A 14222-nucleotide genomic window follows, 5' to 3' on the forward strand; every position below is an offset into this window, starting at 1 on the left:
TGACCCTACCGGGCGTGGCGGGGTGGATTGGTTTCTGGTGTTTGTGTTGTGGGTGATGTTGGTTGGTTCTTCTCGCTGCCGTGTTGTCGGTGGAGTCGGGTCAGGAGCGCATCGAGTAGGACGTAAAGAACGGGAACGATGACCAGGGTGAGGAGGGTGGAGCTGAGCAGCCCTCCGATGACGACGAGGGCGAGGGGCTGGGAGATAAAGGCGCCGCCGCCGGTAACGCTTGCGGCCATGGGGGCCAGGGCAAGGATGGTCGCTAGCGCGGTCATGATGATGGGGCGTAGTCGATTGCGGGCGCCGGCGATGACGGCCTCACGGACGGGCATTGCGTCGTTGCGGTGCTGGTTAACGCGATCGATGAGGACGATGGCGTTGGTGACAACGATGCCTACCAGCATGAGGATGCCGATAAAGGCGGGTACGCCTAGGGGGGTTCCGGTGAGCAGGAGGGCGAGGACGGCGCCGATGCCAGCGAAGGGGATAGAGATGAGGAGCATGAATGGTTGGGCGAGGCTGCCGAAGGTGGCGACCATGACGACGTAGGTGATGGCGATGGCTGCCAGGGTGGCTAGGCCGAGTTGGTTGAAGGCTTCGGCTTGGTCGGAGGCGGCGCCGCCGATGGTGGCGGTGGCTCCGGCGGGCAAGGTGGTGGTGTTCAAGGCGGTGCGGATGCGGTTTGTGAGTGCGCCGAGGTCGTTGTCGGCGGGGGTGACGGTGATGACGACGGCGCGGTTGCCGTCGATGCGGTGGATGGCTGCGGGGATTGTTTCGCGTTTGAGGTCGGCGACGTCTTCGACGTGGACGTCTTTGCCTTTGTGATCTTTTCCGATGACGAGGTTGGCGATGGCTTCCTGGTCGGTGGGAGCGGTGCCTTCGCGGATGATGAGGTCGTGTTCGGCGGCGCCTATTTCGATTTTGCCGATGGTGCGGCCTTTGACGGCGTCGGCGACGGCTTTGCCGATCTGGGTTTCGTTGACGCTTTTGGCTAGGGCTTTGCTGCGGTTGACGTCGATGTGGAGGCTGGGGACGCGTTCGCCGAGGTCGCTGTGTGCTTGGGCGACGCCTTCGAGGCGGCGCACGGTGGTTAGGAGTCCTTCGGAGGCGGCGTGGAGGGTGTCGTCGTCGGGGCCTTGGATGTGGATTTCGACGTTTTGGGAGTTGGTGGGGCCTCCGGTGGCACCGATGCGGATTTCGCCGATGTCGTTGAGGGTGTCGAGTTTGGCTCGCAGGGATGCAGTGAGGGTTTGGGAGTCGGTGCCTTCTTCGAGGGTGAGGGCGTGTTGGGCGGTGCGGGCGCTGCCGCCGAGCATGCGTAGGCCAGAACCGCCGATGGTGAGCATGGTGGTTTTGACTCCGGGTGTGTTGGTGAGGGTTTTTTCGACGGTGGTTGCGGCGGTGTTGACGGCTTCGTTGGTGGATCCGGCGGGCATGGTTTGGGTGATTTGGATGGAGTTTTGGGCGCTGGATCCGATGAATTGGGTTTTGAGTCCGGTGGCTCCTATTCCGGCGGTGGCCAGGGCGAATAGGGCGATGAGCATGGTGATGATGGGTCGGCGTAGAGCTAGGTGGAGGGTGGGGATGTAGAGGCGTTCCATCCAGCCGTTTTCGTGGTTGTGCGATTCGGTGGGGGTGGCGGGTGTGGTGCGGCGGTGGGTGAGCCAGCGGCGTCGGGGGGCGGTGGTGGGGCGGATGAACCAGTAGGCCAGGACGGGCACGATTGTGAGGGAAACCAGGAGTGAGGCGAGCATGGCGATGCCCACGGTGATGGCGAAGGGGCGGAAGAGTTCTCCTGCTTGTCCGCCGACGACCCCGATGGGTAGGAACACGGCGACGGTGACGATGGTGGAGGCGGTGACGGCGCCGGCGACTTCGCGTACGGCGGTGGTGATCGCTTCGATGCGGGGTAGGCCGAGGTCGAGTTTTCGGGCGATGTTTTCGACGACGACGATGGAGTCATCGACAACGCGTCCGATGGCGATAGTCAGGGCGCCGAGGGTGAGGATGTTGAGGGTGTTGTTGCTGGCTTTCAGGCCGATCATGGCGACCATGAGCGAGGCGGGGATGGAGACGGCGGTGACGAGGGTGAGGCGGATGGATAGGAGGAAGGTGAAGACGACGAGGACGGCCATGCCCAGTCCGAGGAGTCCTTCGTGGAGGAGGTCGTCGATGGATTGTTCGATGTAGGGGGCTTGGTCGAAGACGACGTTCATGCTGCCGTTGGGAATACGGGTGCTGAGTTGGGGCAGCTTGTCGGTGATGGCGTGGGAGATGTCGACGGTGGAGGCGTCGGGTTTTTTGACGACGGATAGGGCGATGCTGGGTTTGCCGTTGGTGCGGGCGATGCTGATGTTGTCGCTGGGGGTGAAGGCGATGGTGGCGATGTCACCGAGTTGGGTGACGGTGGGAGCGGTTGGTGTGGGTTTGGTGGGGAATCCGCCGGGGATGGATGGCAGTCCGCCTGGTAGGCGGGGTATGCCGCCGGGGATTGGGGGGAATTTTCCGGGAAAGGTTGGAAGGCCGCCGGGGATGGATGGCAGGCCGCCGGGCAGGGTGGGTAAGGCTGTGGGGAATCCGGTGGGCAGTGTGGTGGGTGGGTTGGTGGGGGTTGGTTGCGGTGCAGTGCTGGTGGGGGCAGAGGTGCTGGGGGCGGTGGTGTTAGTGGGTTCGGGTGTGGGGGTGTTGGTGCTGGTGGGTGCTGCGGGGATGGGTGCTGCCGCTCCCCCACCGCCTCGTCCGGGGATGGGCATTGCGCCGGTGAGCGCTCCTGCTCCGGTGGCATCGGAGACGGGCAGTTTGCGCAGTTGGTCGAGGCTGGTGATTTTGCGGCCGACCTGCACGTTCAGTTCGGTTGTGCCTTGGGTGATGTTTCCGCCGGGGATGGTCACGCCGCTGGCTTGGAGGGCGGCGGTGACTGATGCGGTGGTCAGTCCGGCGTCTTTCATCTTGTTTTTGTTCAGGGAGATGCTGACGTTTTGGACGCCGATACCGCTGATGGTGACTGAGCGGACTCCGGGGATGTCTTCGAGGGTGGGGATGACGTGGTCGCGCAGGCGTTGGGCGAGGGCATCTCCGTGGAGGGCTCCGGAGGCCGAGAGTTGCATGATGGGGAAGTCAGCGATGCTGCCAGTGATGACGGTGGGGCTGCTGCCTTCGGGCAGGTTGGGCACGCCGAGGACGGCTCGTTGGATGCGGGCTTGGGTGTCGGGCAGGTTGGTGCCGTATTCGAAGGTGACCAGGATGCTGGAGGTGCTGTCGCCGGAGGTTGATTGGACTTTTTTGATGTTGGGTACAGCCAGGATGGCTGCTTCGAGGGGGCGGCTGACTTGTTCTTCGATGACGTTGGAGCTGCTGCCGGGGACGGGGGTCAGTACGGCGACAACGGGCAGTTCGAGGGAGGGGATGAGTTCGCGGCGTAGTGCCCCTGAGGTGAAGATGCCGCCGAGGAAGACAAAGAGGGTTATGAGCGCAATGAGTGCACGGTTTTTGAGGCTGAATCGTGTGAGGGCGCTCACTGCGGGTCCCTTCGAGTGGGGGCATTCTGGGGGGCCGGGCGGGTGCGTTGTGCTGCCTGCCCGCAATACTTGGTTGAAGCCTACGAGTTTCTGAGTAACGGAACAGTGTTGCTGAGGTGCATGGCGCGGTGGCGCGCAGCTGACGTGCGTGGCCCGGGTTTGGTTGTTGTCCTCGTGTGAGTTGGAGGTGTGCTGTGAGTGGTGGCGTCGATGTGTTGCCGGTGTTTGGTCGAGTGCAGGGCGCGTGTGGGGTGGTGACGCTGAACCGGCCGCAGGCGATTAATGCATTGAGTGTGGAGATGGTGCGCCTGGTGACGGGGATGTTGCGGGTGTGGGAGAGCGATGATCGGGTGGAAGTGGTGGTTTTGCGTGGTGCGGGTGAGCGGGGGTTTTGCGCTGGGGGTGATGTGCGTCGTCAGCGGGAGTTGGCCTTGGCTGGTGGTACGAGCCGGTTGGATGCATTGGCTTTTTGGCAGGAAGAGTATGCGTTGGATGGGCTGGTGGCCTCGTATTCCAAGCCAGTGGTTGCGGTGATGGATGGGGTCACGATGGGTGGTGGTGTGGGGTTATCTGGTTTTGCTGATGTGCGGGTGGTGACGTCTTTCTCGAAGGTGGCTATGCCGGAGTTGACGATTGGGTTTTTCCCTGATGTGGGGGCGACGCGGTTGTTGGCGTCGGCGCCTGGGGAGTTGGGGACGCATCTGGCGTTGACGGGGCATGTGATGGATGCTGCGGATGCGATCGCGGTGGGGTTGGCGGATGTGTTTGTGGATACTTCGGTAGATGGTGGTGCGGTGGATGCGCTGGTGGAGCGTTTGGGTGCTGGTCGTAGTGCTCTAGCGGATCTGGTTGGGGATGATCCGGGGCCGTCGGCGTTGTTGGAGTCTGCGCAGTGGGTGGATCGTTGTTATGCGGGTTCGGATCCGGTGGCGATTGTTCAGGCGCTGCGCAGTAGTGGTGTGGAGGCTGCCGGTGTTGCTGCGGATGTGATCGAGTCGCGTTCTCCGTTGGCGGTGCATATTGCGTTGCGCGCGCTTCGTGAGGCTGCGGCGATGTCCTGTTTGGAGGAGGTTCTTGCGCGGGATGCGTTGTTGGCCAGGTGGTTTACGGATTGTCCTGATTTTCATGAGGGTGTTCGTGCCCAGCTTGTTGATAAGGATCGTTCTCCGCGGTGGATGCATGGTTCGTTGAGTGAGGTGAGGCAGGCGGAGGTGGAGGCTGCTTTCGAGGCACACTAGGGGGGTGACGATCACTCCGGATTTTGAGGACGTCTATCGGAACGATCCTGACCCGTGGGATGTGGCTACGAGTTGGTATGAGCGGCGGCGGACGCAGCTGATTTTGGCGATGCTGCGTCAGGAGCGGTATGGGCTGGTGTGGGATGCGGCGTGTGGGACGGGGCATCTGGCTCGTGAGCTGATGGGGCGGGCGCAGCGTTTGGTGTGTACCGATATTGCTGGGCGGGCGTGTGCTTTGACTGCTGCGCAGGTGCAGCAGGCTGGTGACTGCTCGACGGTGTGTGTGGTGGAGCGTTCTGGGTTGCCGCAGGTGCCTTCGGCGTTGGGTGGGCGGGTGCCTGATCTGGTGGTGTTGAGTGAGGTTTTGTATTACTTAGATGCTGGTGAGCGGGCTGCTACGTGGGAGATGTTGGATCGGGTATGTGGCCCGTGCACCGATATCGTGGCTGTGCATTGGGCGCCGCGTCCTGAGGACAGTCATCTTTCGGGTGCTGCGGTACAGCGAGAGTTGAATGCTTTTTTGGGTCATCGGGGTTGGTGGCGGTTGGTGACGCATACGGATATGGAGTTTGTGGCGGTGTTGTGGTCTCAGGATGCGCCGCAGAGTATTGGCCGGTAGCGGGTTGGCTTGTGGAGCTTTCTTCGGGTTGATTGCATATATAGCTGGGAAACAGCTGGAAAGGCACCCCTTACCTGAAAAGTATTTAAGGGCAGTGAATTAACCCATATTCCGCTCAGTGAAATGAGTGTTAATGTTCAGCTCAACAGCTGACATCCACCGATTCGTGGGGCGTGAAGTGTCGTTTCGGTGTGCCAACAGCCGTGTTTCCCGTCCCCTGGATTTTCTGCCGCGGACTCTCCGATCGAAATCATTTCGATAGTGAAATTGTGCCGATCACCATCGATCGAATAATTCGTATATATGCAGAATCCTTTGTAGAAAGGTGCAGACGTCATGTCTTCTCGCGCCATGAAAGTTTCTATCGCCGCCGTTGTGGCCGCTGGCTCTTTCCTTGCCGCTAGCCCGGTTCACGCCGCGCCTGCCACTCCTAGTAACCCTGCTTCACAGCGCCCGGTGTACGCCATCGCTCACCGCGTGCTCACCGTTAAAGGTGTCGATGATGCAGTCAAGCTCGGGGCTAACGCTATCGAGATTGACCTGACGGCTCGTAAGTCTGGGTGGTCCGCAGACCACGATGGCCTACCCACGAGCGCGGGAGATTCTGCCGAAACGATGTTCAAACACATCGCCGCCAAGAAAAAGGCAGGCAGCAACATCTCTTTCATCTGGCTGGACATCAAGAACCCCGATTACTGCAAGTCCGGCGAAGCAGGCTCCAAGTGCTCCATCGACCACTTGCGTGACCTGGCCCGTAACACGTTTGAAAAAGAAGGCGTGCGCGCCCTGTACGGGTTCTACAAGACCGCTGGTGCTGCGGCTTGGAACACCATCACTCACGACCTGAACGACAAAGAGGCCGTGGCGCTCAGCGGGCCCACCGAGACGGTTTTGTCTGACTACAACAAGTCGAAGAAACCTGTCCCGGTTAACAAGCGAATCGCGGACTACGGTTTCTTCAACCTGCGTCTTGGTTTTGGTTCGTGCACCGGGACAGCGAAGAAGACCTGCGACCAGCTTCGTTTGTCTAACGAGGCCAGGGACAAGGGCAAGCTCGGAAAGGTGTTCGGCTGGACAGTCACCGGAAAGCAGAAGGACATCGTTTCGGACTTGCTCGGTAAGGCCCACGTCGATGGCTTGATTGCCGGTTTCAAGGCCACGAACTTCTACGAGCACCCCGACTCCAAGGCGTCATTGAAGAACATCCACGACTGGGTAGCTGCGCACCCGCAGACGCACCGGATGGCAACCGCGAACGACAAGCCGTGGTGATGTAGAGGCCACTCGAGCCTGTTCTTTCTTGCCGCGTCACTAGAACCGTGGGTTCTAGTGACGCGGTTTTTTCGTTTTCAGTATCTGTACGCGGCAACTGTCGGTGGGGCGTGGTGATTGTTTGCGCATGAACGCGTAGCGCATGTTTCCCACCCCTAAGGAGGGGCCTCATTACCACAGTTTGCGTCTATTTGACTCAATCCAGAGCATCTGTCGCCCAACACAACTCAATTGGTCGTGTATACAGATATATGTGACCCGCCATACGGGTTTCACACAGCTTCGGGGGCGAAGACGTCGACCCTACGTCGTCTTCGGAACATCCGGGAAGAGGAATACGAATGCCGGCCAGCACCAGCGGTCATCTTTTCTTGAGTCCGCACGATCTCGCCCAACGCGTACCGTGCCGCATCTGCGCTGCCGAAATTGGAGCCCCCTGCACCGACGACGGCGCCCTTCGTGAGGACCCTCACCACTCCCGCTGGATCATGTACCAGCGATCCATCCGCGAGCGCCCTTTCACCGCCACCATTCGCAGCACCGGAGATGGGTTCACCGAAGACGAAGTCATCATTGTGGTGACCAGTCTTGAAGGGGGTCATTTGGAGGTGCTCAGTGAGCCTCCTGCTGGGGTAACTCGCCCTAGTCAGATTCCTGCGCGCCGTGTGCGCTTCCAGGCTTTCGTTGATGACTCTCGTGCGCGCACCGCGCTACGTCACGCTGCGCGCCGTCCTCGCATCCGTCACACTCTCTAGATCACTTTTTCTTCTCGGTGGCAGCAGTCAGTTTTCTACGTGTGAGTCTGTTTTGTCTCCGTCAAGAGCTGGCGTACCTACTCCCGCAGCGGTCATGCCTATAGAAAGCGCAGCTATTGCTACCCCGGCTGTGGACCATAGGGGACCGCCAACTACGAAAATCATCACCATGGCGGCTAGCACCGGGACTAGGTATCGCATTGTCCACACCATGTAGCCCCCGAAGGAGGGCATGCATACCTGACGTGATTCGGCAACTGACTTCACCATGAAGTTTGGTCCGTTGCCGATGTACGTGATCGCGCCGCAAAACACTGATCCGAGGCTGATCGCCACGAGGTACGGCTCGGGCACTCCTGCGATTCGCAGGTCTCCTGGCAGCTGTGCAGCCATGCTGAAGAACGTGGCATATGTGGGTGCGTTGTCCAACACTGAGGAGAGCCCACCGGAGAAAACGAAGAATGTCACTTCGTTGAGCGGTAGTTTCGGCGCCACTGCTTCCAGGTAGCGCAGGGCAGGCATCATTGTCAGGAAGATCCCTACGAACAAGGCCGCAACCTCGGCTATAGGGCTCCAGGAGAAGCTGTTCTGTTCGTATCTGGTTTCACGGCTGGTGGTGCGCAGTGAGGCGAGCGCAGCGACCGCGAAAATCAGTTCACGTAACGGCAGCCACTGCAGTGGTTCTGCGTGACCAGCTTCGATTGCATGGATGTCTACTGACGGTGCCGCTGCCACTGCTGCGATCACTAAGGCAAACCATGCGAAGTTCACGGCGCCGTCGATGCGTAGTGGCGTTTTCTCTGTTTCGTCGCGGGCTAGATCGGCAGCGGATTCACGGCTGTGCAAGCGACGATCTAGTAAGAAGTAGGTTCCTAGCAGCATCGCGTTGACGAATAGCCATTCCACGATCAGATGGAACGTCCAGGTGAATGGCACTCCCCGCAGGAATCCAAGGAATAGTGGTGGGTCACCTAGTGGTGTGAGCACACCGCCACAGTTGGCCACCACAAGAATGGTGAATACCACTGTGTGTGCACGAAATCGCCGTTCACGGTTGGTGTTGAGGATGGGGCGGATAAGCAGCATCGCAGCTCCGGTGGTGCCGATGAAGCTGGCGAGCAAACCACCGACGGCCAGGAAGGCGGTGTTAGTTGCTGGCCTGGCAGCAAGATCACCGCGTAAGTAGATCCCGCCAGAGACCACGAATAACGCCAGTAACAGCATGATGAACTGGGTGTATTCGATAGCTGTGGCAAGAACCTGCATCCCTGAACCGGCCAGGATGAACCACACGGCAACTGGCACTCCGAGCACCAAAGACAGCATCAGTTGGTTTCGTGGGTTTTCCCATATGTGTGCTGCGGCTGGCACCAGAGGGAACACCGCGATGCTGAGCAACATGAGGACAAAAGGGATCAGGACCCACCATTGAACGATCACTCGACTCACTGTATGACGCTGCAGTGCCCTAACGTCTTGAGTGTGAGCCGTTCAACGCCCGATCAGCAGCCGCCAGAGCGCGCACCCTATGAACCGATGACCTCGATGTTCGCGCGCCCCGATTTCTCTGTTCCTCACTCTCCCAAGGAGTCTGACAAGCCGCAGGACTCTGCACCAGAAGAGATGGAAAACACACCTACAACTTTGTGGCCCCAGGGAACGAAGTTTGGTCGAGCAGATCGGATCTGCTTGGGACTAATCATTGGTGTCACCGTGTTCGGGTTGATCATGATGCCAGCACGGCCAGTGATTTTGACCTGGTCTCCGCTGGTGATTGTCGCCTTAACTGGATCTCGCACCGGGCTTGTTGCGTGTGGCGCGTTGGCATCGACTGGGCAGGCGGGGATGCCCACTCCCCTGGCGATTGCGCTTCCCTTGGTGATCGGTGTGATCAGTATGGTGAAGTTCACACCTATCTATTGGTGGGCGGGCAAGCTGTGGGGTGACTGGTTCATCACAGCGTTGGCTGGCCAGACAGAGCGTCAACAGAAACGTGCCGCTCGCGCGGAGTCTTTAGCACGCAGGTACATGATTCCGGCAATTGGTTTGACCTACGTTCCCTTCGTCCCGATCCCGGCCGCAATTATTCACGCCGTACTGGGGGCATCGGGCACCTCGCTGAAGAAGTTCTTGAGCGTGAACTTGGTCTTCGCCGCGATTGTGCAGTCGATCTACTTCACTATGGGCTGGTACATCGGCGAACCTGCCGTGGCATTGCTCGATGAACTAGCTAAATACTCGCTGTGGCTGGCACTGGGCATTTTCGTTTTCATCATGATTGGGTCGTTCCGGACAGCAGCTCGGACAGAGAAAGAACGGCAAAACCGCCGCAGCGGGAACGCTACTCGCGCAGCGCATGACGATCAGCCCTGATCGAGATGCTTGCCCTGGCGGCGAGGTGGGATGTGAAGGCGTGAAAGAAAAAGAAGTATATATCGACCATGCAGGCCACAATGCCCGCAACAGTGGGTGGCATTGCGTTCGAGCGCGCCTGACCGTTTCGTTCTTGCTGGCTCTCGTGATCCCGCTGCTAGCACTGCTGGGGTTAGCCAGTGTGATGGTGCAGCGCTCACTGGACCGTGAGTTCGGTGGCCGTCTGCTGGAAAACAGCAAGCTCATCGCCGCCCAGTTAGTTCTCGGTGGCCCAGATGCACTCGATATCGAGCAGCTGGGCCCCGACATGCACCGAGTGACCTTGCGGGTAACCGATGAGCGGGGGCGGGTCGTGATCGCTCATCCCTCACAGGCGCAAGCTCCGATTGCTCCCACACAGGTGCCGTTCACACGACGCCCTGTGTTGGAAGGCACAAACATGTTGCCGTGGGGCCCGCAAATGCAGTTGATGTATTCGACTCACGATGTACGCCACGGCAAGCACATCTACCGCATCTCGCTGTCGATCCCTCTTGCTGGTCAAGTCGCGGCCGTACGGGTGTTCACAGAGGTCTCTCTGGCGGTCCTGCCCATGCTGTTGCTCGGTGCAGGTGTGGTGGTGTGGCTAGCGACGGGGCGGGCGTTGAAACCTGTTGAAGAGATGCGGCTAGCCGCCGAGAGAATCAGCGCCCAAAACCTCACCGCGCGGCTGCCGGTAGCACCTCATGACGATGAAGTAACCCGCTTAGCAAACACACTCAACGACATGTTGAGTCGCCTTGAGAAGGGCCGCGATCGTCAACGCCAATTCGTTTCCGACGCGAGCCACGAACTACGTTCACCGCTGACGAACCTGCAGGCTTCGATTCAGCTGGGGCAAGCAGCTGGCAGCGCCCAACGATGGAACGAACTAGCTCCCATCATGGAAGCTGAGTCAGCACGGCTGGCGCACCTGGTCGATGACCTTCTCACTCTCTCGCGCAGCGATGAGCGCGGAGGCATGCAGCTGGAGTTTGAGGACGTCGACCTCGACGATGTGGCTTACGGAGAAGTGATGGCGCTGCGTTCGGCTGGCCAAGTGAACGTGGTGTACGACTTGGTGCCCGCGCGCGTAACTGGTGCCCAGGATGCTTTGGCCCGGGCAGTGCGCAACCTGTCCACAAACGCTACTCGCGCCGCAAAATCTCGCGTACGTATCTCAACCTCCATTGATGGCCAGTGGGCGCTGCTGGCGGTCGAAGACAATGGCCAAGGGGTGCCCGAAAGCGAACGCGAACGAATATTCGACCGGTTTGTGCGATTGGATGAAGCACGGCATCGAGACGCTGGCGGCTCAGGGCTAGGGCTGCCAATCGTCTCAGAAATAATCCGAGCTCATTCGGGCACAGTAAAAGTGGACTCCTCGCCTTCGCTAGGAGGAGCCAGATTCACTCTCCGGATTCCGTTGCAGACGTAAGAAGTTTTCGTCTCAGACGAGGTCGTTGACGAGTCGGTAGCCGGCACCGCGGATGGTCTCGAAAGATGCACGCCCAAAAGCGGTGTCGAGTTTCTTGCGCAGGTAGCCGACGTACACCTCGACGATGTTTACATCGCCGGTGAACTCCGCATCCCACACACCTTCGAGAATCTGCTTTTTGGTCAGGAGTTGTCCTGGGTGGCGCATAAAGAATTCCAGGACTGCGAACTCTTTGGCGGTAAGCCGAACCTCTTTATCGCCGCGGTAAACACGGTGCGTCGAGGGGTCCAAGGAAAGGTCACCAAGCATGAGCGTGGCCGGACGAGCAGGAGCGCCTCGCCGAACAAGCGCGCGCAAACGAGCCAGCAGCACAACCACGTCAAATGGTTTGGTGAGGTAGTCGTCAGCACCTAAATCGAAGGCATCCGCCTCGTCATAGGGACCATCTTTAGCGGTAAGCATCAGCACCGGGGTCCAATTTCCCCGTTCACGCAGCTTCTCGACGATCCGATAGCCAGACAGCCCGGGCAGCATGATGTCGAGGATGACAACGTCATACCCCGTACCGGACGCGGCGGCTAAACCGGCATGTCCTTCATGCTCCATATCGACCGCAAATCCTTGGTCGGTCAACGCTGTCGAGATGAGACCTGCCATAGCCAGGTCGTCTTCGACGACGAGTACACGCACCCCGTCCTCCTTCACACCATGCCGTGGCCGCGGACAGCGGGCACGCGCAAGCACACATATTGGCACTACCACACCCGCAGCGGCGGATTCGGTGGCGATTCGCATGCGCGGCAGGATCATTCCTAACTTGCCGTGGTCATGCGTTCACATTCGCGGGTCTCCGTCCACCTAGTCCTGCGATACACGCTGGGCAGGAGACCCCTATACCCACGACGCCTCAGCACCGCATTCCGTTCCCAGGAAAACAAAAGAATTTAGCGGGCACATCACCGACAGCTCCAGGGGGTAGGTCACCGCGCAGTCGAGGCATGCGCTAGCTACCAAAATGCCCACTAAATAACGGTGGACAGCTACCGACATCTGCCCCAAGATCGCGTGGCGTGACCGGACATCCGCGAAGAACCGTGCCTAGCATGGGCCGTATGCGATCCCGTGCTCTGTGCTCCGGTGCTACCGCTCTTGTGCTCATCTTCAGCGCGACAGCGTGCGCTGGGATCGCGCCTGCTCGACCGGAAACAGCAGCATCAGCTCCCGCGGCGAACAACGCAGATAAAGCTCCCGTTGAAGAACCCACCAAAAACACCCCCGCAGCATTTGGGCAAAAAGCTACGTGGAACGGGATCGACGTCACCCTTTCCCAGCCTGCGGCTTTCACCCCTTCAGGAATGGCTTCCTACCCCAAAGGAAGTAAACAGTTCGTCTCCGTGAACTACACCCTGACGAATACGAGCGACAAGCCGCTGGAAACCATGTATTTCCGCACCGCGACTGATCCGAACGGAGAAACAGGAACAGTTGCTGACAGCGCCAACGGTATTGGCAGCCCGACCACCGCAATTGAACCGGGGCAAAGCCTCTCCTGGAAAGAGGCCTACCCAATGAACGAAACCCTCAAACTGAAACTGACGTGGCAACCGCCTGGTGTGCAGCCACACAGTGAAACCCTCAACCTCGATAAATATCCCGGCCCCAAACCAGCGGCCACTCCTGCCCCACCTGCTCCCCCTGCACCGGGTAAACCGCCAGCTGCTGCCCCGGGCAAGGCACCTGAACCAGGAAAAGCTCCTGATGCGCCCCCTGCACCCAAAGCCCCTAACACTGGCGCAGACAAAATCACTAACCCCATCAAAAAACAGCCTCCCGCACCTGGACCGGCTCCAGCACCGACACAGGCAACCGCATCAGCCGACACCGCCCCCAAAGGCTGAACGACTCTCCCATCCCAACGGGACAAGGAGGTTCCGATGAGGCAAGCAACTCAGACTCAGCCTGAGCGCGAGCGCATTTTTCCGGTGTTTTTCACTGCCGGGTTGACCTGGTCAGTTCTTGTTTTTCTCGGCTTAACCTCAATTGGGGTAACTCTTCTGACAAGTACCCTTCTCAGCTCTTTTGTATACACACTCGGGGTGGCGGCATCACTCGTGGTGCATCTCGACACAGATCCATACTCGTAATCACCACGACTATTCTTCTGTGTGGAATCTTTCTCTCTTAACTCCACAGCTCGTTTCAAAATCACTGTGCCAATGTGTGAGCGTCTTTTCTTCCCTCCGCGTTGACCACACGTTCACGCCACTGATGCCGTGTCGTATCCCAGAACACCCCTTCTCACCTAACTCCCCTACTTCTTCGTTTGAAGAGCCCTAGGAAGGACAGCACGCATGAATGCACGGGCAATCGCCGCAGCCTTCGCGCTCACCCTCTCTTTCAGCGCCCTGGCAGCCTGCCAAGGAAACAACTCCTCCTCCGGACACATCCCACAAAACCCAGCAGGCTCACCAAAACCATCCACCCAAGTTGCTCCGCCCTCCTCCACACAAACCATGCCCAGCTCGCATGCCTACCCCACCAACGGCGGCCCCGCCCCCTCCGGCATCGCCACCGCCTCAAGCGCCCGCTACAAAGTCGGCGACACCGTCAAACTCAACGCCGATCACCTACCCAGCATGAAAGGCGCAACCGCAACGATTAAAGGCGCCTACAAAACCACCGCCTACGAAGTTGACTTCACCCCCTCCAACGGGCGCACCCCCATCCACGAACACAAGTGGGTTGTCCATGAAGAGCTCAAAAACCCCGGCACAGCACCACTGGCCAAAGGCACCTCAATCACCATCAACACCGAGCACTTGCCTGGCATGAAGGGAGCCAAAGGCTCCGTCGATGAAGCCAAAAACACCACCGTTTACATGGTCGACTACCAAGGCCCTGACGGCACAAAATTCACCAACCACAAATGGGTCATCGAAGAAGAGATCACGCCAGCCAAATAACCCACGACAACGACGTGTGTGCCTGCCC

At 59.4% G+C, this 14222-nt stretch carries 11 protein-coding genes; 8 read left to right on the top strand and 3 right to left on the bottom strand.

Annotated features, from left to right (window positions below; translation table 11 throughout):
- Positions 1-5: 5 nt before the first annotated feature.
- Positions 6-3518, bottom strand: coding sequence for an efflux RND transporter permease subunit (locus CKV89_RS00920; protein WP_169714594.1), 3513 nt, complete (start codon positions 3516-3518; stop codon positions 6-8).
- 194 nt (positions 3519-3712) lie between these two features.
- Between CKV89_RS00920 and CKV89_RS00925 the strand changes: the two genes are divergently transcribed.
- The 4 genes from CKV89_RS00925 (at position 3713) to CKV89_RS11565 (ending at position 7402) form a co-directional block, all read left to right on the top strand.
- Positions 3713-4756 (top strand): 3-hydroxyisobutyryl-CoA hydrolase, encoded by a 1044-nt coding sequence (locus CKV89_RS00925; protein WP_051277584.1) that lies wholly within the window; start codon positions 3713-3715, stop codon positions 4754-4756.
- A gap of 4 nt (positions 4757-4760) precedes the next feature.
- Positions 4761-5375, top strand: a complete 615-nt coding sequence (locus CKV89_RS00930) for an SAM-dependent methyltransferase (protein ID WP_028327397.1) — start codon at positions 4761-4763, stop codon at positions 5373-5375.
- Positions 5376-5711: 336 nt separating this feature from the next.
- Entirely contained in the window at positions 5712-6647 is a 936-nt protein-coding gene (locus tag CKV89_RS00935) for a PI-PLC domain-containing protein (RefSeq protein ID WP_028327396.1), read from the top strand.
- A gap of 341 nt (positions 6648-6988) precedes the next feature.
- Positions 6989-7402 carry a zinc finger domain-containing protein gene (locus CKV89_RS11565; protein ID WP_154657660.1) on the top strand — a complete coding sequence of 138 codons (414 nt, stop codon included), beginning with the start codon at positions 6989-6991 and terminating at the stop codon, positions 7400-7402.
- Between the two features lie 27 nt (positions 7403-7429).
- On the opposite strand, the gene CKV89_RS00945 is transcribed toward CKV89_RS11565, so the two are convergent.
- The gene (locus tag CKV89_RS00945; RefSeq protein ID WP_231935407.1) at positions 7430-8803 is read right to left on the bottom strand and encodes a sodium:proton antiporter; all 1374 of its coding nucleotides are present in this window, start codon (positions 8801-8803) and stop codon (positions 7430-7432) included.
- Between the two features lie 81 nt (positions 8804-8884).
- Between CKV89_RS00945 and CKV89_RS00950 the strand changes: the two genes are divergently transcribed.
- Positions 8885-9775, top strand: coding sequence for a DedA family protein (locus CKV89_RS00950; protein ID WP_154657659.1), 891 nt, complete (start codon positions 8885-8887; stop codon positions 9773-9775).
- A 133-nt stretch (positions 9776-9908) separates the two neighbouring features.
- On the top strand, positions 9909-11231 hold the full coding sequence (locus CKV89_RS00955) for a sensor histidine kinase (RefSeq protein WP_161626193.1): 1323 nt from the start codon (positions 9909-9911) through the stop codon (positions 11229-11231).
- A 12-nt stretch (positions 11232-11243) separates the two neighbouring features.
- Here the strand turns inward: CKV89_RS00955 and CKV89_RS00960 are convergent, their stop codons facing one another.
- Positions 11244-11921: a response regulator transcription factor gene (locus CKV89_RS00960; protein ID WP_028327394.1), complete on the bottom strand. Its 678-nt coding sequence runs from the start codon at positions 11919-11921 to the stop codon at positions 11244-11246.
- Positions 11922-12343: 422 nt separating this feature from the next.
- On the opposite strand from CKV89_RS00960, the gene CKV89_RS00965 reads away from it, so the two are divergent.
- Complete coding sequence (locus CKV89_RS00965; protein WP_154657658.1) at positions 12344-13129, top strand: hypothetical protein; 786 nt, start codon at positions 12344-12346, stop codon at positions 13127-13129.
- Positions 13130-13582: 453 nt separating this feature from the next.
- The gene (locus tag CKV89_RS00975) at positions 13583-14194 is read left to right on the top strand and encodes a YdhK family protein (RefSeq protein ID WP_084441102.1); all 612 of its coding nucleotides are present in this window, start codon (positions 13583-13585) and stop codon (positions 14192-14194) included.
- Positions 14195-14222: the final 28 nt, after the last annotated feature.

It is taken from the genome of Dermatophilus congolensis, from assembly GCF_900187045.1.
Taxonomy (GTDB): domain Bacteria; phylum Actinomycetota; class Actinomycetes; order Actinomycetales; family Dermatophilaceae; genus Dermatophilus; species Dermatophilus congolensis.

Excerpts from the sequence above, each read along its gene's own strand:
- CKV89_RS00935 (WP_028327396.1), top strand. The coding sequence starts at position 5,712 with ATGTCTTCTCGCGCCATGAAAGTTTCTATCGCCGCCGTTGTGGCCGCT.
- CKV89_RS11565 (WP_154657660.1), top strand. The coding sequence starts at position 6,989 with ATGCCGGCCAGCACCAGCGGTCATCTTTTCTTGAGTCCGCACGATCTC.
- CKV89_RS00945 (WP_231935407.1), bottom strand. The coding sequence starts at position 8,803 with ATGTTGCTCAGCATCGCGGTGTTCCCTCTGGTGCCAGCCGCAGCACAC.
- CKV89_RS00965 (WP_154657658.1), top strand. The coding sequence starts at position 12,344 with ATGCGATCCCGTGCTCTGTGCTCCGGTGCTACCGCTCTTGTGCTCATC.
- CKV89_RS00975 (WP_084441102.1), top strand. The coding sequence starts at position 13,583 with ATGAATGCACGGGCAATCGCCGCAGCCTTCGCGCTCACCCTCTCTTTC.